This window comes from Pseudomonas marginalis, from assembly GCF_900105325.1.
In the GTDB taxonomy this organism is placed as follows: Bacteria; Pseudomonadota; Gammaproteobacteria; order Pseudomonadales; family Pseudomonadaceae; genus Aquipseudomonas; species Aquipseudomonas marginalis.
This window is the reverse complement of sequence record NZ_FNSU01000003.1, coordinates 2,608,469-2,631,942: the sequence shown is the minus strand read 5'-3', so window position 1 is coordinate 2,631,942 and position 23,474 is coordinate 2,608,469. Positions and strand designations below refer to the sequence as shown.

General features: G+C 61.6%; 22 protein-coding genes. 13 read left to right on the top strand and 9 right to left on the bottom strand.

Annotated features, from left to right (window positions below):
* Positions 1–27 precede the first annotated feature (27 nt).
* On the top strand, positions 28–426 hold the full coding sequence (locus BLW22_RS21340; protein ID WP_074847430.1) for a DUF2177 family protein: 399 nt from the start codon (positions 28–30) through the stop codon (positions 424–426).
* A gap of 197 nt (positions 427–623) precedes the next feature.
* Positions 624–2,066, top strand: coding sequence for an NCS1 family nucleobase:cation symporter-1 (locus BLW22_RS21335; RefSeq protein ID WP_027603780.1), 1,443 nt, complete (start codon positions 624–626; stop codon positions 2,064–2,066).
* Here the strand turns inward: BLW22_RS21335 and BLW22_RS21330 are convergent.
* The gene (locus tag BLW22_RS21330; protein WP_074847429.1) at positions 1,978–3,186 is read right to left on the bottom strand and encodes an MFS transporter; all 1,209 of its coding nucleotides are present in this window, start codon (positions 3,184–3,186) and stop codon (positions 1,978–1,980) included. The two genes, BLW22_RS21335 and BLW22_RS21330, sit on opposite strands and share 89 nt — an antisense overlap.
* A gap of 103 nt (positions 3,187–3,289) precedes the next feature.
* Between BLW22_RS21330 and ptrR the strand changes: the two genes are divergently transcribed.
* From ptrR to BLW22_RS21320, 3 genes are all read left to right on the top strand, one after another.
* Positions 3,290–4,183, top strand: coding sequence for a putrescine utilization regulator PtrR (ptrR, locus tag BLW22_RS21325; RefSeq protein ID WP_065946851.1), 894 nt, complete (start codon positions 3,290–3,292; stop codon positions 4,181–4,183).
* Positions 4,184–4,326: 143 nt separating this feature from the next.
* Positions 4,327–4,449, top strand: a complete 123-nt coding sequence (locus BLW22_RS35625) for a PA1414 family protein (RefSeq protein ID WP_003193089.1) — start codon at positions 4,327–4,329, stop codon at positions 4,447–4,449.
* A 424-nt stretch (positions 4,450–4,873) separates the two neighbouring features.
* Complete coding sequence (locus tag BLW22_RS21320) at positions 4,874–6,481, top strand: NAD(P)-dependent oxidoreductase (protein WP_074847428.1); 1,608 nt, start codon at positions 4,874–4,876, stop codon at positions 6,479–6,481.
* A 65-nt stretch (positions 6,482–6,546) separates the two neighbouring features.
* Here the strand turns inward: BLW22_RS21320 and BLW22_RS21315 are convergent, their stop codons facing one another.
* Genes BLW22_RS21315 through speB form a run of 4 tightly spaced genes read right to left on the bottom strand, consistent with a single transcriptional unit; the run spans position 6,547 to position 10,862 of the window.
* On the bottom strand, positions 6,547–7,929 hold the full coding sequence (locus BLW22_RS21315; RefSeq protein WP_065924696.1) for a sodium:solute symporter family protein: 1,383 nt from the start codon (positions 7,927–7,929) through the stop codon (positions 6,547–6,549).
* Between the two features lie 24 nt (positions 7,930–7,953).
* Positions 7,954–9,468, bottom strand: a complete 1,515-nt coding sequence (locus BLW22_RS21310) for a purine-cytosine permease family protein (RefSeq protein WP_074847427.1) — start codon at positions 9,466–9,468, stop codon at positions 7,954–7,956.
* Between the two features lie 21 nt (positions 9,469–9,489).
* Complete coding sequence (locus tag BLW22_RS21305; RefSeq protein WP_065946848.1) at positions 9,490–9,912, bottom strand: YybH family protein; 423 nt, start codon at positions 9,910–9,912, stop codon at positions 9,490–9,492.
* The gene (gene speB, locus BLW22_RS21300) at positions 9,912–10,862 is read right to left on the bottom strand and encodes an agmatinase (protein ID WP_027603787.1); all 951 of its coding nucleotides are present in this window, start codon (positions 10,860–10,862) and stop codon (positions 9,912–9,914) included. The genes BLW22_RS21305 and speB overlap by 1 nt, the downstream gene beginning before the upstream one ends.
* A gap of 149 nt (positions 10,863–11,011) precedes the next feature.
* On the opposite strand from speB, the gene BLW22_RS21295 reads away from it, so the two are divergent.
* The 7 genes from BLW22_RS21295 (at position 11,012) to BLW22_RS21265 (ending at position 19,093) form a co-directional block, all read left to right on the top strand.
* Positions 11,012–11,905: a LysR family transcriptional regulator gene (locus tag BLW22_RS21295; RefSeq protein WP_065924693.1), complete on the top strand. Its 894-nt coding sequence runs from the start codon at positions 11,012–11,014 to the stop codon at positions 11,903–11,905.
* A 5-nt stretch (positions 11,906–11,910) separates the two neighbouring features.
* Positions 11,911–12,516 (top strand): tRNA-uridine aminocarboxypropyltransferase, encoded by a 606-nt coding sequence (locus tag BLW22_RS21290; RefSeq protein WP_074847426.1) that lies wholly within the window; start codon positions 11,911–11,913, stop codon positions 12,514–12,516.
* Between the two features lie 484 nt (positions 12,517–13,000).
* On the top strand, positions 13,001–13,903 hold the full coding sequence (cysM, locus tag BLW22_RS21285) for a cysteine synthase CysM (protein ID WP_015885254.1): 903 nt from the start codon (positions 13,001–13,003) through the stop codon (positions 13,901–13,903).
* Entirely contained in the window at positions 13,903–15,255 is a 1,353-nt protein-coding gene (gene rlmD, locus BLW22_RS21280) for a 23S rRNA (uracil(1939)-C(5))-methyltransferase RlmD (RefSeq protein ID WP_074847425.1), read from the top strand. The genes cysM and rlmD overlap by 1 nt, the downstream gene beginning before the upstream one ends.
* A 123-nt stretch (positions 15,256–15,378) precedes the next feature.
* The gene (gene relA / locus BLW22_RS21275) at positions 15,379–17,622 is read left to right on the top strand and encodes a GTP diphosphokinase (protein ID WP_027603791.1); all 2,244 of its coding nucleotides are present in this window, start codon (positions 15,379–15,381) and stop codon (positions 17,620–17,622) included.
* Between the two features lie 66 nt (positions 17,623–17,688).
* Complete coding sequence (mazG, locus tag BLW22_RS21270) at positions 17,689–18,522, top strand: nucleoside triphosphate pyrophosphohydrolase (protein ID WP_074847424.1); 834 nt, start codon at positions 17,689–17,691, stop codon at positions 18,520–18,522.
* 25 nt (positions 18,523–18,547) lie between these two features.
* The gene (locus BLW22_RS21265) at positions 18,548–19,093 is read left to right on the top strand and encodes a DUF2058 domain-containing protein (protein ID WP_010208656.1); all 546 of its coding nucleotides are present in this window, start codon (positions 18,548–18,550) and stop codon (positions 19,091–19,093) included.
* 151 nt (positions 19,094–19,244) lie between these two features.
* Here BLW22_RS21265 and BLW22_RS21260 read toward each other — a convergent pair whose 3' ends face one another.
* The 4 genes from BLW22_RS21260 to purM form a co-directional block, all read right to left on the bottom strand.
* Positions 19,245–19,433 carry a hypothetical protein gene (locus BLW22_RS21260; protein ID WP_065924914.1) on the bottom strand — a complete coding sequence of 63 codons (189 nt, stop codon included), beginning with the start codon at positions 19,431–19,433 and terminating at the stop codon, positions 19,245–19,247.
* A gap of 206 nt (positions 19,434–19,639) precedes the next feature.
* Positions 19,640–20,353: a DUF3108 domain-containing protein gene (locus tag BLW22_RS21255; protein ID WP_027603794.1), complete on the bottom strand. Its 714-nt coding sequence runs from the start codon at positions 20,351–20,353 to the stop codon at positions 19,640–19,642.
* A gap of 8 nt (positions 20,354–20,361) precedes the next feature.
* The gene (gene purN, locus BLW22_RS21250) at positions 20,362–21,012 is read right to left on the bottom strand and encodes a phosphoribosylglycinamide formyltransferase (RefSeq protein ID WP_074847423.1); all 651 of its coding nucleotides are present in this window, start codon (positions 21,010–21,012) and stop codon (positions 20,362–20,364) included.
* Entirely contained in the window at positions 21,012–22,070 is a 1,059-nt protein-coding gene (gene purM / locus BLW22_RS21245; RefSeq protein WP_014719398.1) for a phosphoribosylformylglycinamidine cyclo-ligase, read from the bottom strand. The genes purN and purM overlap by 1 nt, the downstream gene beginning before the upstream one ends.
* A gap of 357 nt (positions 22,071–22,427) precedes the next feature.
* Here purM and BLW22_RS21240 point away from each other — a divergent pair, with 357 nt between their 5' ends.
* The gene (locus BLW22_RS21240; protein ID WP_074847422.1) at positions 22,428–23,468 is read left to right on the top strand and encodes a DUF2066 domain-containing protein; all 1,041 of its coding nucleotides are present in this window, start codon (positions 22,428–22,430) and stop codon (positions 23,466–23,468) included.
* The last annotated feature ends 6 nt before the right edge of the window (positions 23,469–23,474 follow it).

Below are 23,474 nucleotides of genomic sequence, written 5' to 3'. Positions count from 1 at the left end.
AAACTCGCTCCTACAGAGGCTGCATCAATGTCCAAGAAGTCTGTCTTCGCCTACCTCGGCACCTTGCTTGCCTTCCTGGTCCTCGACGGCCTCTGGCTTGGCGTCCTCATGGGCCCGACCTACAAATCCCTGCTGGGTCCGCTGATGCTCGATCAGCCTCGCCTGTTGCCCGCAGTGCTGTTCTATCTCCTATATGTCCTCGGTTGCGTGGTGTTCGTGGTCTTGCCCAGTGCCAGCTGGCAACGCGCGGCGCGACTGGGTGCGTTGCTGGGCGTGGTGGCCTACGGCACCTATGACCTGAGCAACTGGGCCACGCTGCAAGGCTGGTCCGGCGGGTTGGCGGTGATGGACATGGCCTGGGGCGCCTTCCTCACATCGGCTTGCTGCACGGTCGGGTACTTGTGTGCACATCGGGTGCACCAGTGATTGTGTACAGGATTAATCTGCACCGTTGCTGAGCGCAGTCCCCGTTACTAAAGCTCTGTGTAGCCCTTTGGAACGCGGTTTTAGAGGGATTGTGTGCTATTGGCACGTATTCTGCTGACTGTCTCGTATACAAACCATGCCGCCTCCCGTATGCACCCCGTGACGGAAGCGCAGGCCGGTATGACGAGGAGCCCGCGATGACCGAACAATTGCCCAAAGGCTACAGCCCCCGCCTGTACAACCAGGACCTGGGGCCGCTGCCGCAAAAGTGGACCTGGTACAACATCTTTGCCTTCTGGATGAGTGACGTGCACAGCGTGGGTGGCTATGTGTTCGCCGCCAGTCTGTTTGCGCTGGGGCTGGCCAGTTGGCAGGTATTGATTGCCTTGCTGGCAGGCATTTGCATTGTGCAATTGATTGCCAACCTGGTGGCCAAGCCCAGCCAGCAGGCCGCCGTGCCCTATCCCGTGATCTGCCGGCTGGCGTTTGGCGTGTTCGGCGCGAACATTCCCGCCGTGATTCGCGGCTTGATTGCGGTGGCTTGGTACGGGATTCAGACCTACCTGGCGTCGAGTGCCCTGATCATTGTGGTATTGCGCTTTTTCCCACAGATGGCGGTGTTTGCAGAGCCGCATTTTGCAGGCCTGTCTTACCTGGGCTGGTTTGGTTTCCTCAGTTTATGGGTGTTGCAGGCGGCCGTGTTCTGGGCCGGCATGGAGTCCATCCGCCGCTTTATCGATTGGGCGGGGCCGGTGGTCTATGCGGTGATGTTTGCCCTGGCCGGCTGGATCGTCTGGAAGGCAGGGTGGGCGAATATCAGCTTTACCCTGGCGGAAAAATCCCTGTCGGGCTGGCAGGCGTTCGGCCAAGTGATCGTGGCGACGGCGCTGGTGGTGTCGTATTTTTCCGGGCCAACCCTGAATTTCGGTGATTTCAGCCGTTACTGCCGCAGCATGCAGGACGTGCGGCGCGGCAACTTCTGGGGCTTGCCGGTGAACTTCCTGGCGTTTTCCCTGGTGACCGTGGTGATCGTCTCGGGCACCTTGCCGGTGTTTGGCGAAATGCTCCATGACCCGATCGCTACCGTCTCGCGCATTGATAACAGCATGGCGGTGCTGCTGGGCGCTTTTGCATTTGTGACTGCCACCATCGGCATCAACATCGTTGCCAACTTCGTGTCCCCGGCGTTCGACTTCGCTAACGTCGCACCGAGCAAAATCAGCTGGCGCGCCGGTGGCATGATCGCCGCGGTGGCGTCGATCTTCATCACCCCGTGGAACCTGTTCAATAACCCGCTGATGATCCACTACACCCTGGATATCCTCGCGGCCTTTATCGGCCCGCTGTTCGGGATTCTGCTGGTGGACTTCTACCTGATCAAAAAGCAGAAGATCGACGTGGACGCGCTGTTCGATGACAGCCCGAGCGGGCGCTATTACTTCGACGGCGGAGTGAACTGGACGGCGGTCAAGGCCCTGGTGCCTGCGACCCTGGCAGGTGTAGCGATCACCTTCACGCCGGCGTTGCAGGGCATGGCTAACTTTGCCTGGTTCACCGGCTGCTTCCTGGGTGGGCTGTTTTTCCTGGTGTTGGCGCGGCGTGAGCAGGTTCGTGCGCCGGCACCGTTGGTCGCCGGCTGACCAACACCCCTCCCGCCACTGACAGGCCTGCACCGGCAATCACCAACGCCGGTTGCAGGCCACCGCTCAGGTGGCTGCTCACCGACGCCAGCAACGGCCCACTCAACTGGCCGATGGCAAAGCTGGCGGTCAGCAGCCCGGTGTTGCGCTGATAGCCGTGGGGCGCAACGTCCCGCAGGCGCGCCATCACCAACTGCATGCAGGCCAGGAACGGCCCGCCGCACAGCAACACCCCCAGCGCCAGGCCCCAACCGTTGCCCAGCAGGCAGGCGAATACCCCGGCCGCCTGCAGCCACAACGTGGTCATCAGCCAGCGGCGGGTGGTGTCCGGGTCCTTGGGACGCAGGCTTGCGACCACTACCCCAATCGCCGCGGCCAAACCAAAGCAGGGCCAGAACAGATCAGCCTGCCAGGCGCCCTTGAATTGCGCGCTGGCCATCTGTGACAGGAAGGTCGCCGGAATGATGTAGCCCAGGCCGAACAACACGTAGATCCAGCACAGGTGAGTAATGCTGCCGTTGCTGGCCGTGTCGGCGCGGCTTGCAACAGGCGCAGTGACGGCGGACGGCTGTGGCAGGAAGGGCAAGATTGCCAGCAGCATCACCAGCGCCACTACGCCGTAGATCAGCCACAAGGTTGCAGAGCTTTGGCCCAACAGGTTGGAGCCCAGCGCCAGCAACCCGGTCAATACAATCCCCAGCCCCGGCCCGGCGAACACCAGGGCGCCCAGGCGTGCACGCCCGGCGGCAATCGCCAGCGGCTGGCTCAGGCTGGTGATCATCACCAATGCCCAGGCACTTGCAACGCCGGTACCGAAGCGCAACAGCATGTGTGGCCAGAAACCCTGGGCCCAGTACGACGCCAGGGTCAGCAGCATGCACAACCAGAGCCCGCCATACAGGCGACCCCGCACATGGTGATGGCTGCGCGCAAAAATCGAATCCACCGCGCCTACGAAGTAGCCCAGGTAATTGGCCGCTGCGATCAGTCCGGCGCCGGTCAGGTCGATCTGGCCTTCACTGAGCAAGTGGGGCATTTGCGGGGTAAGGGCGAAGCGGCCAATGCCCATGGCCATCATCAGGGCGATAAAGCTGGCGAGTAAGCGGGTGAGGGGTGACATGGTCGGGTGTCCTGCGGGTAAGCGAATACCGTCAGGCTAGAGCGGATTGACTTTCTGTAAAAATGAATAATAGTGAGTAACTTGTTCAGTTTTGGAGAAAGCCATGGAGTTCAGTCAATTGCGCATCTTCCAGGCCGTGGCGGAAGAGGGCTCCATCACCCGCGCTGCCGAGCGCCTGCATCGAGTGCCGTCGAACTTGTCGACCCGGCTCAAGCAGATGGAAGAACAGCTTGGCGTGGAATTGTTCGTGCGCGAGCGCCAGCGCTTGCAGCTTTCTCCGGCGGGCAAGGTGTTGCTGGACTACAGCACTCGTCTGCTGGCGCTGCATGATGAAGCCCATGGCGCCGTGCAAGGCGGGCAACCGGCCGGCAATTTTGTACTGGGCAGCATGTACAGCACGGCAGCAGTGCATTTGCCGAAGCTGCTGGCGTGCTATCACAAGGCGTATCCGATGGTGAACCTCCAGGTGCTGTCGGCGCCCAGCGGTGAACTGCTCGAAGGGTTGATCACCGGTCGCCTGGACGCCGCATTTGTGGACGGGCCCATCACGATTGCCTCCCTGGACGGTGTGGCCCTGTGCGAAGAACGCCTGGTGCTGATATGCGAAGCCGACCACCCACCGGTGCGCGGGCCACAGGATGTTGCTGGCCGTTCGGTGTTCACTTTTCGCCGCAGTTGCGCCTACCGCGCGCGCCTGGAAACCTGGTTTTCCCACGAGCACGTCGCCATGGGGCGGGCGATTGAGATCGAGTCTTACCAAGGCATGCTCGCCTGTGTCATCGCCGGTTCAGGGGTGGCGCTGATGTCCGAATCCATGCTCGACAGCCTGCCAGGCAAGGACAGCGTGTCCGTTCATCCGCTGACAGGGCAATTTGCCACTGCGACGACCTGGCTGATGTGGCGAAAGGGTATGCTCGGCGCTAACCTCAACGCATGGATCGACCTGCAGCAAGAGGGCAGGGCCGAGGTCCTGCAAGACGCACGTGCGATTGCTTGAGCGATCCGTCAGGATTTGCATCAATTCAGTAACAGTTCGTTGTGGTTTCATTCAAGCAATACGTAGGACTTAGGGCTACTATCAATGTAGGAAAAGGCGACAGAACTTGCGCCGACCAGCATTTCCCTCAAAGGGGGCAAACCATGAAAGAGAAAATCCAGAACTGGCTCCACGACCTTGGCGTTGCATTGGGCTTGATCGAGCCACCCCTGCAACCGGTGCCGATTCGTACCGATGACGAGCAGCGTCGTCCTCGCCGCAGATAATCTCTGGCTGAAGCAGGATTAAAGGTGGGGGCGAGTAAGCCCGCTCCCACCGTTTATTTTGCGCCAGGCAAAACCAGCGGGCGTGACATCCCGCGTCGCAGCGTCCACACAGCGTTTCCAACGCCAGTCCTACCTCCCGCCGCCCCAGTCACCCTTGCCTCGGGCCTGCGCGATAGCCCCCTCACGCCATAACACTCACTCGCCCCTCGGTAGCTTGGGCGAGTAGTCCGAATCCATGCAGGTCAGTCAGGCCTCTGACCTTCACGTGTCGGAATCAGGCTACTTGTTCATCAGAATTGGCTGGCTTATTCAATTCAAACCATGAGCGTAGGTTGAGTTCCTCAACGGCCTTCCAATAACGCCCACCTTTATTGAAGGGCTCTCTGCGAGGCATCAGTCCGTCAGAAGTGTTGGAGACACAGCTATGAGGCTCTCTTCCATTCAGCCAGTCGCCGCGTCACTCATCGCCATAACCGGAAATATCCTGCATCTCGCACCGGTGTCGAGAGCCTGGAAAGCTCACGCACCCAGTAACGTGGTGTTCTTTCCCCCGACATTGACCAAACACGATCTGCTCATACAGATCGGTCTCCTGAGTCCATCGGCGATCATTGTCGGGGACCAGGCGATCGATGCAGACGTCATCGCTCAATGGCGCATATCCCACCCGTTTGGCGACCTCCATTTGATCCGCAGAGGTACGAGCCTGGATAAGGTGCGACTGGACCTTTGCGGCTCCAACGACATCCGCGTAGTCAATACGCCGGGGGTCAACGCGCCACATGTCGCCGCCTATATGGCGCGCTGGCTGACACTGGCCGATGGCTCCCTGCCGCGCGACATCTGTGTGCTGGGATACGGCAACGTGGGCAGGGAGCTGGTCAAGTTGTTGCTTGATCGAGATCCGGAGGTTCGGATCAAGGTATTGGATCGACATGGTCAGAGGCCGGACACTCTCGGCAGAGCCTATTCCGACAGCCGAGTGTCCTTTGGCGTGGACTGGTTCGAGGTGCTGGAGGGGGCTCGTGCCGTCGCTATCTGTTTATCCCTGAATGATGAGTCCACCCATCGCATTGATCGGGCCCTTATTCAGTGCCTGCACAGACAGGCTCGTCTGGTCTGCGTCGCCAAGCCGGATGTCTTCAGCGATGACGCTTTGCGGGCCCTGGCAACGGCTGAAGCTATCCAGCTTGTATTGGACTACGGGCCTGGGACACTGGATGCATTTCGGGTGCGCGCGCAGGCACTCGGCTGCAGTGTCTCCAAGTGGCGCAAACCGGCGACCCTGACAACCCAGGCGGCAATGACTGAAGCCTGCCATGGCGACCTTGACTATGCCGTCTCGATTCAACTGAGCCTGACCGCCTTGCGCTGCCTGGTCCGGCGCAAACTTGCCCACTCATTGATGATCCCCGCGCAACAGGCAGATGCCGGCGCGCCGCGCGTATCGATCATCGGTCGAGGCATCAACGGCCTGCTCCAAGCCGTGATGTTCCGCCTGGCCAATTATCAGGTCTCGGTCTACGGAGGACATCAGCAGAGCGATGGCGCCACTCATAAGCAGGTGAACATGCGCCACCTTTCAGCCACGGAGACGACTGCAAAGCCGCTGGACAACGCTTATCTGACGCCTGGAAACCAGTACCTGGCCGTGGAGTGCAACCGTGCAGGCATTGAGCTGTTTGAAAAGTTTCTGGCCGACAATCCATCAATTGACGCATCGGGCGACGATCTGGGCATTGCGCATTTGATGGATGAGATAGAGGCGCTTTTGCGGCGCGCTGGGGTTTGGTTCCTGCCCCAGCATCTGAGTCCGGCCCGCATTGCTGAACTGAGCAGAGAACAGTTCGTCGTCACGGCCATGGAAGGAGAGGAGCCTGATGGACTGTCGATAGTTTATTGCTCCGCCTACAACCGCATTGCCGCCGGCGGAACGTATGCCGGCGGCACCACCCAGGGATTGGTGTGGGCCTCCTTGGTCGAGGAAATCATCCAGGCAAAGGCGCCCGCAGTTTCCACAATGTACTCATGATAAAAAACGGGCGCGACATCCGACGTCGCGCCCGCTGAAGAAACCGCTCTAAATCCCGCTCTATCTCAAACCGCGCTGGCCGCGACCCCCTCGGGCCGGCGTGACAACACACTCACCAGCACAAAACTCACCAGCGCCACTGCCAGGCTGTAGTAGATCGGCGTGTTCGCATCCAGGCCATCCTTGAACATGAACACCAGCGCCGTTACAAAACCCAGGCTCATGGACGTGATTGCCCCCGACGTGGTCGCGCGCTTCCAGAAGATCGCGCCGATCAGCGGGATCAGCATGCCACCCACCAGCAGGTTGTAGGCCAGGGTCAGGGCGCTGATTACGTCATTGACCACCAGTGCGATGCCCAGCACGACGATACCGGTCAGCATCGTGAACAGGCGGTTGATTGCCAGGCTCGATTGTCTGCCGCCGCGCAGGCGTGGCAGCAGGTCTTCGGTCAATACGGTGGAGGCGGCGAGCAAGCCGGCGCTGGCGGTGGACATCATCGCCGCCAGTGCCGCCGCGATCACCAGGCCGCGGATGCCGTCCGGCAGCGAGACTTTGACGATGGCCGCGAACGCGTTGTTGACGTTGTCCAGGTCCGGAATCAGCACATGGGCCGCCATGCCGATCAGCGCACAGGCGAGGCCGTAAAGGATGCAGTAGAAGCCGGCGAAAGTGCCTGCGTACTTGGCGACCTTTTCGTCACGGGCGGTGAACACCCGCTGCCAGATGTCCTGGCCGATCAGGATGCCGAAGAAGTAGATCATGAAGTAGGTGATGATCGTGTCCCAGCCGATCGCGGTGAAGCTGAAGCTCGATGCCGGCAGCTTGGCCACCAGCTCATCCCAGCCGCCGACGCGGTACAGGCAGATCGGCAGCAGGATAAACATCAGGCCGACGGTCTTGATTACGAACTGCACGATGTCGGTGAGGGTCAGCGACCACATGCCGCCGATGGTCGAGTAGACCACCACCACACCACCGCCCAGCAACACCGAAATCCAGAATGGCAGGCCGAACAGCACTTGCAGCACCGTGCCGATGGCCAGGATCGAGGTCACGCCGATCATCAGCGCATAGGCCAGCATGATCACCGCACTCGCCTGGCGGGCCATGGGGTTGTAGCGTTTTTCCAGCACCTGGGTGACGGTGAAGATTTTCAGCTTGAGCAGCGGCTTGGCCAGGAACAGGTTCAGCGCGATGATCCCCATGCCCAACGCCGCACACAGCCAGAAGCCGGAGATGCCATGCACATAACCCAGGCGCACGGTACCGACGGTGGATGCACCGCCCAGTACCGTGGCGGCCATGGTGCCCATGTACAGCGACGGGCCCAGGTTGCGACCGGCCACCAGGTAGTCTTCGTGGGTCCTGGCGCGGCGCATGCCGTAATAGCCGAGCACGAGCATGCCGGCGGCGTAGATGAGTACGACGAATAAATCCAAAGCCATGACGGCGGGTCTCCGATTATTGTTTTAGGTAACAGGCGAACTTGTTGTGGGAGCGGAGCCTGCTCCCGCAGGGCTGCGAAGCGGACCCTTGGGGCCATACACCGAAGCCGGCTCCGGAAACACACGCAACAACGTCAGGTACACCACCGACGCCAACCCCAGCGTCACCGGCAGGCTGATATCGATGCCATCGGCCAGGTTGCCCAGCGGCCCGACAAACTGCCCCGGCAAGTTGACGAAGCACAGGCCCACCAGCGCACTCGGAATCCAGGCCCCCAGCCCGCGCCAGTTCCAGCCATGGCTGAACCAGTAGCGGCCGCCGGTTTCACCCCGGGTAAACACCTGCAGGTCATCGGGGCAGTAGAAGCCGCGACGCACGATCAGGCCGATGATCATCATCACCATCCATGGCGTGGTGCAGGTGATGATCAGCACGGCGAAGGTCGACACGCTCTGCACCAGGTTGGCGGCGAAACGTCCGATAAAGATGAAGGCAATCGACATCACCCCGATCAGCAGCGTGGCCTTGACCCGCGACAGCAGGCGCGGGAACACGCTGGACATGTCCAGCCCGGTGCCATACAGCGAGGTGGTGCCGGTGGACATGCCGCCAATCACCGCGATCAGGCACACCGGCAGGAAGAACCAGGTCGGTGCCACCGCCAGCAGACCGCCGACGTAGTTGTTGGCCGCGATGTAGTCCGGCGCCTTGATCGCCACGATGGTGGCGGTGGCCAGGCCGAACAGGAACGGGATCAAGGTGGCGATCTGTGCCAGGACTACCGCCAGCATGATGCGCATTTTCGGCGTCTCACGCGGGATATAGCGTGACCAGTCACCCAGGAACGCCCCGAAGGAAATCGGGTTGCTCATGGCCACCAGCGCCGCGCCGATAAAGGCCGCCCAGAAGCCGGCCTGGCCCAGGGCTACGGTGCCGGCGAAGTGGCTGTCGAAGGTCGGCGCGAACGCGAAGATGCCCAACAGAAACAGCAGGCTTGCCGCCCAGACCGCAATGCGGTTGACCCACAGCATGAAGCGAAAGCCGTAGATGCACACCGTCAGGACAAGCATGGCGAATACGCCGTAGGCCAGGCCCAGGGTCAGGTCGGTTTCCGGCAGGCCGATCAGCCGTTTCGCACCGCCGACCAGCGCATCGCCTGAACTCCACACCGACAGTGAGAAGAAGGCAATCGCCGTCAGCAATGACAGAAACGAGCCGACAATCCGCCCGTGCACGCCGAAGTGCGCACCGGAAGACACTGCGTTGTTGGTGCCATTGATCGGCCCGAACAGGCCCATCGGCGCCAGGATCAACGCACCCACCAGCACACCCAGCACAATCGCCCAGACGCCAGCCTGGAACGACAGGCCGAACAACACCGGAAAGGAACCGAGCACGGCGGTGGCAAAGGTATTGGCGCCGCCAAAGATCAGGCGGAACAGATCCTTGGGGGTGGCGGTACGTTCGTTGTCCGGGATCTGTTCGACCCCGTTGGTTTCTATTGTGCGAATACTTTTATCGTTGTTTTTATTATTCATGATCAGCTCCGATCACATTGGCTAAGGGGACGGCAGCCCTTCCGGCATAGCGGACAAATGTTCGTGACAGGCCAGCCACGGGCCTTCTTGTTGTTCTGTGCGAGATCCTTGGCGTTTGAAGACAATGGTCTCGCGTTCCTGGCTAAAGAATTGCTCCCCGTTCATGCGCAGCTCGGTGGCCACGTTATGGATAAATATCGCCACGTCACCCTGCAGGCTGACCACGGCGTTACTTGAGGTGCAGGACAGCACCTCAAATCCTTCATCCCGGCGCCAGCTGTCCCACAACGCCTGGTAGGCATCGCGACTGAGCAGCGGCTGGGGGAGGGTGTAGAACACAAAGCTGGCATCGGCCGTGAACGCGCCGAAGTAGGCGGCGCGGTCGTTACGCGCAAAGGCCGACACCAGGTCGGCGGCGGCTTTCAATACCTGCGGCACGCTCATCAGCGGTGCGCCACGCCAGGCAGTACGCAGAGCATCTCGTACAGCAGGTTGGCGCCCAGCAGCGAGGTGTTGCCGGTGGTGTCGTAGGGCGGCGAAACTTCTACCAGATCGCAACCGACCAGGTCGAGGCCCTGGCAGCCACGGATGATTTCGATCGCCTGGATGGTGGTCAGCCCGCCGATTTCCGGGGTGCCGGTGCCGGGCGCCCAGGCCGGGTCGATGCCGTCGATGTCGAAGCTCAGGTACACCGGGCCGCCGCCGACTTTTTCCCGCACCTCGGCCATCAGTGGCGCGAGGGAGTGGTGCCAGCATTCTTCGGCCTGCACTACGCGAAAGCCCTGTTTGCGGCTCCAGTTGAAGTCTTCGGCGGTATAACCCTGGGCGCGCAGGCCGATCTGCACCACGCGGTCGCAATCGAGCAGGCCTTCTTCCACGGCGCGGCGGAAGGTGGTGCCGTGGGCGATTTTCTCGCCGAACATATGGTCGTTGACGTCGGCGTGGGCATCGATGTGCACCAGCCCGACCTTGCCGTGTTTCTTGTGGATCGCCCGCAGGATCGGCAGGGTGATGGTGTGGTCGCCGCCCAACGTCATCGGGATCACGTTGTGCTCGAGAATCTCATCGTAGGCCTCTTCGATGATGCGCACGGCGTCCAGCAGATTGAAGGTGTTGATCGCCACGTCGCCAATATCCGCCACTGACAGCGAGTCGAACGGCGCGGCACCGGTGGCCATGTTGTAAGGGCGGATCATCACCGACTCGGCGCGGATTTCACGCGGCCCGAAGCGGGTACCGGCGCGCAGCGAGGTGCCGATGTCCAGGGGCACGCCGATAAAGGCCGCATCCAGGCCCTTGGCCGATTGCAGGTGGGGAAGACGCATCATGGTGGCGATGCCGGCGAAGCGCGGCATTTCGTTGCCGCCCAGTGGTTGGTGGAAAATCTTGTCCACGGGATTGCCTCATCGTTGTTGTGTTTATCAGGGGCCGATTCTGCGAAAAGCGCAGGAAGGGAAGAATCGGCAGGGGCAAATACTTAGTTCAGGTTTTTCTAAACTAATGCGGGCAGGTAGACTGCCCACATCTACACCCGGAGCCGACCATGGCCAGCGCCTTGCCCGACCTGAAACTCCTGCGCATCTTCGTCAGCGTCGTGCGCCACCAGGGGTTCGCCAATGCCCAGCACGAACTCAACCTGTCCACCTCGGCCATCAGCACCTACATGAGCCAGTTGGAAAGTGCGTTGGGCCTGGTGCTGTGCCATCGCGGGCGGGGTGGGTTCAGCCTGACCAGCAAGGGCGAGCTGTTTCACCAGGAAACCTTGCGCCTGCTCGGCGAACTGGAAGGCTTCGAACAATATGCCGCCGCGCTCAAGGGCGAGCTGCGCGGGACGCTCAAGCTCGGCGTGCTCGACTCTACAGTGAGCGACAAGGCCTTGCCGTTCGCCGAGGTTATCGGCGCCTACAGCCTGGAGCACCCGGCGGTGCACCTGAATCTATCGGTGATGAGCCCCTACGAACTGCAACTCGGCGTGCAGGACAACCGCCTGGACCTGGCCATCGGTGCCTTCTCCAACCGCATGAGCGGGCTGATCTACATGCCGCTGTACCGTGAGCAGCACTGGTTGTATTGCAGCACCCGCCATCCGTTGTTCAGCGAACGGCGTATCCCCGAGCAGGTGATCACCCAGCAGCGCATGGTCGGGCGCGGCTACTGGAGCCAGGCCGAACTGGCGCGCCACGGCTTCAAACACAGCGCCGCGACGGTGGAAAGTATGGAAGCGCAGCTGATCCTGGTGCTCTCGGGTGCCTACATCGGCTACCTGCCCGAGCACTACGCCCAGGCCTGGGCCGACAAGGGCGACCTGCGCGTATTGCTGCCGGCGACCTTCGGCTACCAGGCGCCGTTCTCGATGATCATGCGCCGGGGCCGCAGCCGCGAACCGCTGATCCAGACCTTCCGCGATCTACTCAAAGCCCAGCTTAACCAGGCCTGAAAACCATGTCCCGACCCCACTGTTCCCGCTGCCTCAGGCCCGCCGCCCATTGCCTGTGCGCGCTGATTCCCAGCCTCGACAGCCGCACACGTGTGCTTCTTTTGCAGCACCCGAGCGAGGTCAACCATGCGCTCAATACCGCGCGGCTGGCGGCGTTGGGATTGAACAATGCGCAGTTGGTGGTGGGCGAGGTCTTTGATGACTTGCCGACCCTGTTGAACCCGCCCGGCTATCAGGCGCGGCTGTTGTTTCCGGCTGACGATGCCCAGCCGCTGCAAGCCTATGCTCCCGGCAATCAGCCGTTATTGTTAGTGGTGCCCGACGGCACCTGGCGCAAGGCGCGCAAACTGCTGCACCTCAATCCTTTGCTGGCGGCGCTGCCTCGGGTGACGCTGGTCGAGGGCCCCGTGTCCCGCTATCGACTGCGCAAGGCGCCGGGGCCAGGGGCGTTGTCGACGGTGGAGGCGATTGTGCAGGCGTTGCAGGTGCTGGAGGCGCCGGTGTCGTTCGAGCCGTTGCTCAAGCCGTTTGATGCATTGATCGAAGGGCAGATTGCGGCGATGGGGGAGGAGGTCTTTCGGAGAAATCATGGCGATGGGCATTTGCGCTAGGCGGGATATCGAGGCGCGGCCATCGGGGGAAAGCCCCCTCCCACATTCGACCGAGTTCCAGCATGAGAATGCGGTCCAGTGTGGGAGGGGCTTGCCCCCGATGGCCATAGGTATCTACCCAACTCTTAAAGGCTGACACATAACTCTGTGGTGAGCGGGCTTGCCCCGCGCTGGGCTGCGAAGCGGCCCCAATAAGGTCACCGCAGAGTGCCAGAATCAATCGAGGTGAAGGTTTTGGGGCTGCTTCGCAACCCAGCGCGGGCGGTGCGACGATTCGACAAGCCCGCTCACCACAGAAGCCTAATTGCCATAGATTCCGTATTCACTGGAAGTTGTGTAGATACCCATGCCCCGATGGCGCCCGCCCAGCCAGCACCTCCCTCGCTTATTCCTTTAAGCCATAAGCACCACACTTTGCGTGATATGGCCCGCCGACCTTTCCCGGTATGATGTTCGCCCCCGCAGTCTGGATTGCGAATACGCCATGACCTTGCAGTACCCTACAATCGCCGATTGCGTCGGCAACACGCCCCTGGTCCGCTTGCAACGCATGGCGGGTGAAACCAGCAATACCCTGTTGCTCAAGCTCGAAGGCAACAACCCGGCCGGCTCGGTAAAAGACCGCCCGGCGCTGTCGATGATCACCCGCGCGGAACTGCGCGGGCAGATCAAGCCCGGCGACACCCTGATCGAAGCCACCTCGGGTAATACCGGGATCGCCCTGGCCATGGCCGCCGCGATCAAGGGCTACAAGATGGTGCTGATCATGCCCGACAACGGCAGCGCCGAGCGCAAGGCGGCGATGACCGCCTATGGCGCCGAGTTGGTGCTGGTCACCCAGGAAGAAGGCATGGAAGGCGCCCGCGACCTCGCCGAGCGCATGGCCGCCGAAGGCCGTGGCCAGGTGCTGGACCAGTTCGCCAATGGGGACAACCCCGAAGCGCACTACACCACCACCGGTCCGGAAATCTGGCGCCAGACCCAGGGCACCATCACCCATTTCGTCAGTTCCATGGGCACCACCGGCACCATCATGGGCAACTCGCGCTACCTCAAGGAGCAGAACCCGGCGATCCAGATCGTCGGCCTGCAACCAATGGAAGGCGCGGCGATCCCAGGCATTCGTCGCTGGCCCGAAGAGTATTTGCCGAAGATCTACAACGCGACGCGCGTGGACCGCATCATCGACATGGCCCAGCGTGAAGCCGAAGACACCACCCGCCGCCTGGCGCGTGAAGAAGGCATCTTCTGCGGCGTGTCGTCCGGCGGCGCCGTGGCGGGTATGTTGCGCTTGTCCAAGGAAGTGGAAAACGCGGTGATCGTCGCGATCATCTGTGACCGAGGCGACCGTTACCTGTCGACCGGCATTTTCGACGAACCCAACTGATGGCCAAGCACGAGAGAGGCCTGCGCTTCCAACCGACGGGCGGCAGCCGGGCCCCACAGATTCCCGTGGGCAAGAAGCAACGCCTGACCATCGAGCGCCTGGCCAACGACGGCCGCGGCATCGTGTTCTTTGAAGGCCGCACCTGGTTTGTCAACGGTGCGCTGGCCGGCGAAGAGGTTGAAGCGCGAGTGTTGGGCACCCACGGCAAGGTGGTCGAGGCCCGCACCGAGCGTGTGTTCACGGCCAGTGAACTGCGCCGTCCGGCACCGTGCGCGCACTTCGGTCGCTGTGGCGGTTGCAGCGTGCAGCACTTGCCCCATGCCGAACAACTTGCCCTGAAACAGCGCATGCTCGCCGAGCAACTGTCCCGCGTGGCCGGTGTCGAACCGCAGGAGTGGGCCGCTCCATTGAGTGGGCCGGAATTCGCTTACCGGCGCCGCGCCCGGGTGGCGGTGCGTTGGGATGCCAAGGCGAAGAAGCTCGAGGTGGGTTTCCGCGCCGTGGCCAGCCAGGACATCGTCGCCATCGATGATTGCCCGGTGCTGGTACAGGCCTTGCAACCGATCATGCAGCGCCTGCCGAACATGCTGCGCCGCCTGAGCAAACCTCAGGCCCTGGGGCATGTGGAGTTGTTCAGTGGTTCGTCCGTCGCCGTGTTGCTGCGGCATATGGCGCCGTTGTCGGGGGCGGACCTGCTGATCCTGAAAGAATTCTGCAGCTTCCATGACGCCCAGCTGTGGCTGCATGGTGAAGGTCAGCCGGAACCGATTGAGCCCGATCAGTCACTAGGGTTTCGATTGGACCCATGGGACTTGGAGTTGGCGTACCGACCGGGGGATTTTGTCCAGGTCAACGCCGGGGTCAACGAGGCGATGGTTGCCCAGGCCCTGGACTGGCTGGCGCCGCAACCTGCTGAGCGGGTGCTGGACCTGTTCTGCGGCCTGGGCAACTTTGCCCTGCCGCTGGCGAAACAGGTGTGCGAAGTGGTGGCGGTGGAAGGTGTGCAGACCATGGTGGACCGGGCTGCACGGAACGCCATCAGCCACAATTTGCATAATGCGCAGTTTTTTCAGGCCGATTTGTCCCAGCCTTTGAATGACGTGGAATGGGCCAAACAGGGCTTTTCTGCGGTACTCTTGGACCCACCCCGCGATGGTGCCCTGGAGGTTGTGCGCAAGCTCGCCACCCTGGGGGCCAGGCGCCTGGTGTATGTGTCCTGCAACCCGGCGACGCTGGCGCGGGACACGGTTGAGCTGGTCAAGCAAGGCTACCGGCTAAAACGTGCCGGGATCCTCGACATGTTTCCGCAGACAGCGCATGTCGAGGCCATGGCGTTATTTGAAGCGGGCTAGGATGCCCGTTTAATCCGACTGGCCTGCGTTCTCCAAGGCCTATGATCTGCCGCGGAGCTCGCAGTAAAAAGGTCGGCGATGATTTTGGCGCATCCAAGGTGCGTCATAGGGAAGGTAAGCAAGATGGTACAGGTGAGAGCACACCAGCCGATCAACACCGACGGCAGTATCAATCTCGAGGCATGGCTGGATCATGCCATCAGTGTCGACCCGGCACTGGACCGTGAAGCCTTGAAAGCAGCCTGCGAGTTCGCTCGTGAGTCTGAGCAACAAGACAATGCAGCGAAGAACCTGTGGGCCGAAGGCACTTCCAGCTTTCGCACCGGGTTGGAAATCGCCGAGATCCTTGCCGATCTCAAGCTGGACCAGGACTCGCTGATCGCCGCCGTGCTCTATCGCGGCGTGCGCGAAGGGCACATCCAGTTGCCGACCGTCAGCCAGCGTTTTGGCGCGGTGGTGGCCAAGCTGATCGACGGCGTGCTGCGCATGGCCGCCATCAGCGCCAGCCTCAGCCCGCGCCAGTCCATGGTGCTGGGCACCCAGGGTCAGGTGGAAAACCTGCGCAAGATGCTGGTGGCGATGGTCGACGACGTGCGTGTCGCCCTGATCAAGCTGGCCGAACGCACCTGCGCAATCCGTGCGGTGAAGACCGCGGACGACGAAAAGCGCAACCGCGTTGCCCGCGAAGTCTTCGACATCTACGCGCCCCTGGCCCACCGCCTGGGTATCGGCCATATCAAGTGGGAGCTGGAGGACTTGTCCTTCCGCTACCTCGAACCTGATCAATACAAACAGATCGCCACGCTGCTGCACGAGCGGCGGCTCGACCGTGAGCGCTTTATCAGCGACGTGATGGGCCAGTTGCGCGCCGAGCTGCAGGCCACCGGGGTCGATGCCGACATCAGCGGCCGCGCCAAACACATCTACTCGATCTGGCGCAAAATGCAGCGCAAGGGCCTGGCCTTCAGCCAGATCTACGATGTGCGTGCGGTGCGCGTGCTGGTGCCGGAAATGCGCGACTGCTATACCGCGCTGGGTATCGTCCATACGCTGTGGCGGCACATTCCCAAGGAGTTCGACGACTACATCGCCAACCCCAAGGAAAACGGCTATCGCTCGCTGCACACCGCGGTGATCGGCCCCGAGGGCAAGGTGCTGGAAGTGCAGATCCGCACCCACGCCATGCACGAAGAGGCAGAACTGGGCGTGTGCGCGCACTGGCGCTACAAGGGCACCGACGTCAAGGCCGGGTCCAACCAGTACGAGGAGAAAATCTCCTGGCTGCGCCAAGTGCTGGAATGGCACGAAGAACTCGGCGACATCGGCGGCCTGGCCGAACAGTTGCGCGTGGATATCGAGCCGGACCGGGTCTACATCTTCACCCCCGACGGCCATGCCATCGACTTGCCCAAGGGCGCCACGCCGCTGGACTTCGCCTACCGCGTGCACACCGAGATCGGCCATAACTGCCGAGGCGCCAAGATCAACGGGCGCATCGTACCGCTCAACTACAGCCTGCAAACCGGCGAGCAGGTCGAGATCATCACCAGCAAGCACGGCACGCCGAGCCGCGACTGGCTGAACCCGAACCTGGGCTACATCACCACATCGCGGGCGCGGGCGAAGATCGTCCATTGGTTCAAGCTGCAGGCGCGCGACCAGAACGTCGCCGCCGGCAAGACCCTGCTCGAACGCGAGCTGGGCCGCCTGGGCCTGCCCCAGGTGGACTTCGACAAGCTGGCCGAAAAGGCCAACATGAAGATCGCCGAAGACATGTTCGCCGCCCTCGGTGCCGGCGACCTGCGCCTGGCGCAACTGGTCAACCTGGCCCAGCAACTGGTCGAGCCGGAGCGCGGCAACGAACAACTGGAGCTGATCCCACGCAAGGCCACCGGCTACAAGCCCGGCAAGCGCGGCGATATCCAGATCCAGGGCGTCGGCAACCTGCTGACGCAAATCGCCGGCTGCTGCCAGCCGTTGCCGGGGGATGCCATCGTCGGCTACATCACCCAAGGCCGTGGCGTAAGCATTCACCGCCAGGACTGCGCCTCGGTGCTGCAACTGGGTGGGCGCGAGCCTGAGCGGATTATCCAGGTCAGCTGGGGCCCGGTGCCGGTGCTCACCTATCCGGTGGACATCATCATCCGTGCCTACGACCGTTCCGGCCTGCTGCGTGACGTCTCGCAAGTGCTGCTCAATGAGCGCATCAACGTGCTGGCGGTCAATACCCGCTCGAATAAAGAGGACAACACCGCGCTGATGTCCCTGACCATCGAGATTCCGGGGTTGGACGCTCTGGGGCGGTTGCTGGGACGGATTTCCCAGTTGCCGAACATCATTGAGACGCGGCGCAACCGTACCCCATGATTCGCGGAATGAATGCAGGCTAAATGTGGGAGGGGGCTTGCTCCCACACTGATCGGACACAGAAAGATGTATTCACTTGAAGACCTGCTGCACCTGATGAACCGCCTGCGGGACCCGCAATACGGGTGCCCGTGGGACATCAAGCAAACCTACGCGACCATTGTCCCGCACACCCTGGAAGAGGCCTACGAAGTGGCCGACACCATCGAACGCGGCGACTTTGATCATCTGCAGGGTGAGTTGGGCGACCTGTTGTTCCAAGTGGTGTATTACAGCCAGCTGGCGCGGGAAGAGGGGCGTTTCGAATTTGCCGGGGTGATCGACAGCATCACCCGCAAACTGATTCGCCGCCATCCCCATGTGTTCCCGACCGGCGATCTGTATGCGCCGATGGATATTCCTCAACTGAGTGAAGAACAGGTCAAGGAACGTTGGGAGCAGATCAAGGCCGAGGAGCGTGCGGAAAAATCCGACGCGCCGGAGCAGCTGTCCCTGCTGGACGATGTGCCCAGCGCCTTGCCGTCCCTGTCCCGGGCCGCCAAATTGCAGAAGCGCGCCAGCCAGGTCGGCTTCGACTGGCCATCGGCGTTGCCGGTGGTGGATAACGTGCGCGAAGAGCTGGACGAAGTGCTCGAAGCCATGGCCGACAACGACCCGGAGGCCATCGCCGATGAAGTCGGTGACCTGCTGTTCGCGGCGGTCAACCTGGCCCGTCACCTCAAGGTCGACCCGGAAACCGCGCTGCGTGGCGCCAATGCCAAGTTCGAGCGACGCTTCCGATTTATCGAACAGGCATTGCGCGACACCCACCAACCCATAGAAGATTGCACCCTCGAAGAGTTGGACGCCCTGTGGGGCGAAGCCAAACGTCAGGAAAAGAACGTGTCCAGCTGCGGTTGAGCAGTTGCCTAAGTGAGTAAGCACCATGAGCCTTTCCCTTCGCGACCAGTTGCTCAAAGCAGGTCTGGTCAACCAAAAGCAGGCCAAGCAGGTCGGCAAAGAGAAACAGAAGCAGCAGCGCCTGGTCCACAAGGGCCAGATCGAGGCCGATGACACCCAGGCGCGCCTGGCCGCCGAAGCGCAGGCCGAGAAGGTCAAGCGTGACCAGGAGCTGAACCGCCAGCAACAGGAAAAAGCCGAGGCCAAGGCCCGTACGGCCCAGGTCAAGCAACTGATCGAGACCTCGCGCCTGCCTAAGCTCACGACCGAGGACTACTACAACTTCGTGGATGACAAGAAGGTCAAGCGCCTGTCGGTCAACACGTTGATGCGCAACAAGCTGAGCAACGGCTCCCTGGCCATCGTGCATCACGGTGGCGGCTACGAGGTGATCCCCCGTGAAGCCGCGCTGAAGATCCAGGAGCGCGCCCCGGAACGTATCGTGCAGCTCAATATCCTCACCGAAAGCCAGGTGCCGGATGAGGATGATCCGTACGCGGCCTACCAGATCCCGGATGATTTGATGTGGTAAGGCTGTAGCTACGAATTGTGGTGAGCAGGCTTGCCCTGCGTTGGGCTGCGAAGCAGCCCCAGAACACACAAACCCCGCTCAAAAGGCGGGGTTTGTGTTTTATAGGCCCCCCAGCTGCGTGGGGCTGGGGGGCCTACAGGATTTTGAAGTTTCAGGAGCTTTGCGCCTGGCGTTTCATCTCAAGGGCTTCGAGCTCGTTTTTATAATTATGAGCGTCGCTCTCGTTGTGAAACATGCCGACCAGCAGGTCTTGTTGGTGGACATCCCAGATGTGAATCCCATGGCCCAGCGCTTCGTGGGACATATGTTCGTCGTCGCGTTCAGTTACTTTTACAGTCATCTGCTTGCTCCAATTTCTGGTGGGTATGCGGCAAGTCGTCGCAGGTCTTTTTATACGGTTTGTTAGCTTGCTAAGTAAACCGCTTTAGAGGTTTATGACAGAAGTTTCATGTTGGGCTCCCGATGACGGCAGACACTTGAACCCAAAACCCCCAGACGAAAAAAAGCCCCGCATTCAGCGAGGCTCTTCTCAGCTCATCAATCCAATCAGCTGCCCTTGATGGCTTTGCCGTCAACGGTACCGTCTTGCAACATGATGTTGTATTCCTTGCCGTCGGTTTCCACCTGACGCAGGGCTACCAGGATGCCACCCAGGTCCTTGGCGAACCACATCTGGGTGATGCGCTTGCTTTGAGTCGGGTCGCGTACGCGCTCGACCTTGATCGCGTCAATGCTGCCGACCTTGGTCTGGACCTTTTCCGGGCCGATCACACGGAAGTCGTAGGTGTCGACGTCGGTGCCTTCAACCACGTTGTAGCTCATGCTTTTCTTGCCGGCTGCCACGTCGCGCTGCAAGGCCAACTGGTAGGTCGACTTGTCGAGCATGCCGCTTTGCAGGGGCACATTGACCGGGTCTTTGTTTTCAAAACCCGTGACTTTCTTGGTCGACGGGTCGAAGTCCAGGTTGATCTTCTTGGTCTTGCCCAGGCCGCCGCGTTCGAAGGCGTAGCTCTTCGGTTGCAGGGTGTCCTTGTCGAACAGGATCACACTGGTTTCGGTCAGGCTGGCGATCATCATGGAAGCCTTGAAGTTCAAGGTCCAGGTGCCGTCACCGTTCTTGGTCAGGCTGCGTTCTGCCGAACCACTCATGGGCAACTGTTTCCAGTCGGCGGTGTAGCTGGCGGAGAACGGGTGTAGATCTGCCGCTTGCACGGCAGGCAAGGCGAACAGCGCAAAAGCGAAGAGCAAGGCGCGACGCATAAAATCTCCTAGGTTCGAATCAAGTGGCCGCTGGCCGCAAGTAACTGACCGTCCAATAATGCACCCTGGTCACCAAGAATCAACCGCCCCTCGGCAAACCAGCGCACAGCCAGCGGGTAAATCCTGTGTTCCTGGGTATGAACCCGTTGCGCAAGGGTCTGCGCCGAGTCGTCAGACTCTACCGGAACCACTGCCTGTACGACCAGAGGCCCGCCATCGAGTTCCTCGGTGACGAAGTGCACGCTGCAGCCATGCTCGCTGTCACCGGCATCCAGGGCGCGTTGGTGCGTGTGCATGCCTTTGTACTTGGGCAGCAGGGAAGGGTGGATATTCAGCAGGCGCCCGTCGTAGTGCCGCACGAAGCCCGGGCTGAGAATGCGCATGAAACCGGCCAGTACCACGAGTTGGGGGTTGAAGGCGTCGATCAGTTCGACCAAGGCGCTGTCGAAGGCCTCGCGGCCTTCGAAAGCCTTGTGATCCAGCGAGCGGGTTTCGATACCCGCGTCCCTGGCGCGTTGCAGGCCGTAGGCGTCGCTGCGGTTGGAGATCACCGCAGCGATGCGCACCGGGCTGTCGCCGGTGCGCGTGCTGTCGATCAGGGCCTGCAAGTTACTGCCGGTGCCGGAAAGCAGCACCACGACATCACAGGTCCGAGGCATCAGTGAGCCTTGAGGTTCTTCAGTTCAACCTGAGCCGCGCCTTCGGCAGCGGTGGCGATCTGGCCGATGACCCAAGGCTGCTCGCCGGCTTCACGCAGTACGTTCAGCGCGGTTTCAACATGTTCCTGCGCCACGCAGATCACCATGCCCACGCCGCAGTTCAGCACGCGGTGCATTTCGGTTTCATTGACGTTGCCTTTTTCCTGCAGCCAGTCGAATACCGCAGGACGCTGCCAGCTGGCCACGTCGACGATCGCCTGGGCGCCTTTTGGCAGTACGCGCGGGATGTTGTCCAGCAGGCCGCCGCCGGTGATGTGGGCCATGGCCTTGACCGCGCCGGTGTCCTTGATCAGCTTGAGCAGTGGCTTGACGTAGATGCGGGTCGGGGCCATCAGCAGGTCGGTCAGCGGCTTGCCGTCGAGCTGGATGTTCTCGATGTCGGCACCGGACACTTCGATGATCTTGCGGATCAGCGAGTAGCCGTTGGAGTGCGGGCCGGAGGATGGCAGGGCGAGCAGGGCGTCGCCGGCAGCCACTTTGGAGCCGTCGATGATCTCGGCTTTTTCCACCACGCCGACGCAGAAGCCGGCCAGGTCGTAGTCTTCGCCTTCGTACATGCCTGGCATTTCAGCGGTTTCGCCGCCGACCAGGGAGCAACCCGACAGTTCGCAGCCGGCGCCGATGCCGGTCACCACCTGGGTGGCGGTCTCGACGTTCAGCTTGCCGGTGGCATAGTAGTCGAGGAAGAACAACGGCTCGGCACCGCATACCACCAGGTCGTTGACGCACATGGCCACCAGGTCGATGCCGATGCTGTCGTGCTTGTTCAGGTTCAGTGCCAGGCGCAGTTTGGTGCCCACACCGTCGGTACCGGAAACCAATACAGGCTGCTTGTAGCCGGCCGGGATCTCGCAGAGGGCGCCAAAACCGCCCAGGCCGCCCATGACTTCGGGGCGCGCAGTGCGCTTGGCAACGCTCTTGATGCGTTCGACCAATGCTTCACCGGCGTCGATGTCTACACCGGCGTCCTTGTAGCTCAGGGAGGGTTGCTTGCTCATGATCCAGGCCTTTAGGGGGGATTCAGGGGTAACGACCGAGCGGGCGGGCACTTTTGGTAAAAGGCCCAGCCGTTGACGGTCTGCGAAGGCGCGCGATTTTATCAGGCTTGAGGGGCAGCGGCCATCCTCGGGCCGACGGGCAGGGCAGATAGATTTAAAAAAGCAGGTTAAAAAAATGCTGATCGGGTCTGTTCAGGCACGTATTAAGGTATAGCCTTTAAACCGCTGTCGTTAATGACATGGCGAAAACTTACCAGGACCCCGTGAATGTTTTAGTTGTCGCTGTGGTCACAGCCTGGCTATACCGATTTCACGCGGTCTGTTCCAGCCGCTAAATTTGTCGTTCGGGAATCTTCCATGCGTCTGTGTAATGTCTTTTTTGTAGGCTGCTTGTCGTTGATCAGCCTGGCGAGTCATGCCGAAACCCTCAATGGCCTGTACCAGGTACTCGAACCCGTCAGCAGCCAATCGCCGCAAGAGCGCGACCAGGCGACCCAGCGCGCGGTGGAGACCCTGGTGATCCGCCTCACCGGCGACGCCAAGGCTGCGCAAGGCCCGGGCCTGGCGGCGATTCGCAAGGATCCGCAGCAAATCATCACTCAATACGGTTACGACGCCGGCCCGCCCGAGAGCCTGCAAGTGGACTTCGACCCGGTCAGCACTGATCGCGCCTTGCGTGACGCCGGCCTGTCGATCTGGGGCAGCAATCGGCCATCAATCCTCGGCTGGTGGCTGAACGACTCCACCGAAGGCAGCAGCCTGGTCGGCGATGGCCAGGCCGCTGCCCAGGCGCTGCGCCGTGCGGCACAGCACCGCGGCTTGCCATTGCGCCTGCCCCTGGGGGACCTGGATGAACAGGTGGTCGCCACCGCGCCGAATCTTGAAAACGCCGATGCCACGCCGTTGCGCGCCGCGTCCGAGCGCTACGGTGCCGACGCCTTGCTGGCCGTGCATGCACGCCAGGAAGGCAATCAATGGCAGGCCAAATGGCGCCTGTGGCTGGGTGACAAGAGCGAGCAGGGCGCCGCGCAAGGCGCCGACACGGGCGCGCTGGCCGATGCCGTCATGCTGGCGGTCAGCCAAAAACTGGCGCCGCGCTTTGCGGTCAAGCCCGGTGTGAGTACCGAGCAACTGCTGGAAGTGCAGGGCATGAACCTGGAGCGGTACGCGGCCCTGGGGCATCTGCTTGAGCCGTTTGGCGTTCAGCCGCAATGGGTGGATGGCAATCGTATTGTGTATCGGGTCAACGGCAGCGCCGATCAGTTGCGTACCCAGTTGAGCCTGGCCAAGTTGCAGGAAGTGCCTGCCGGTGAGGCCCCGGCGCAGCAGCCTGCGGTCGATGGCACACAACCGGCAGCGGCACCTGCGCCCCAGGCGCAACTGCATTTTCGTTGGTAAAAGTTC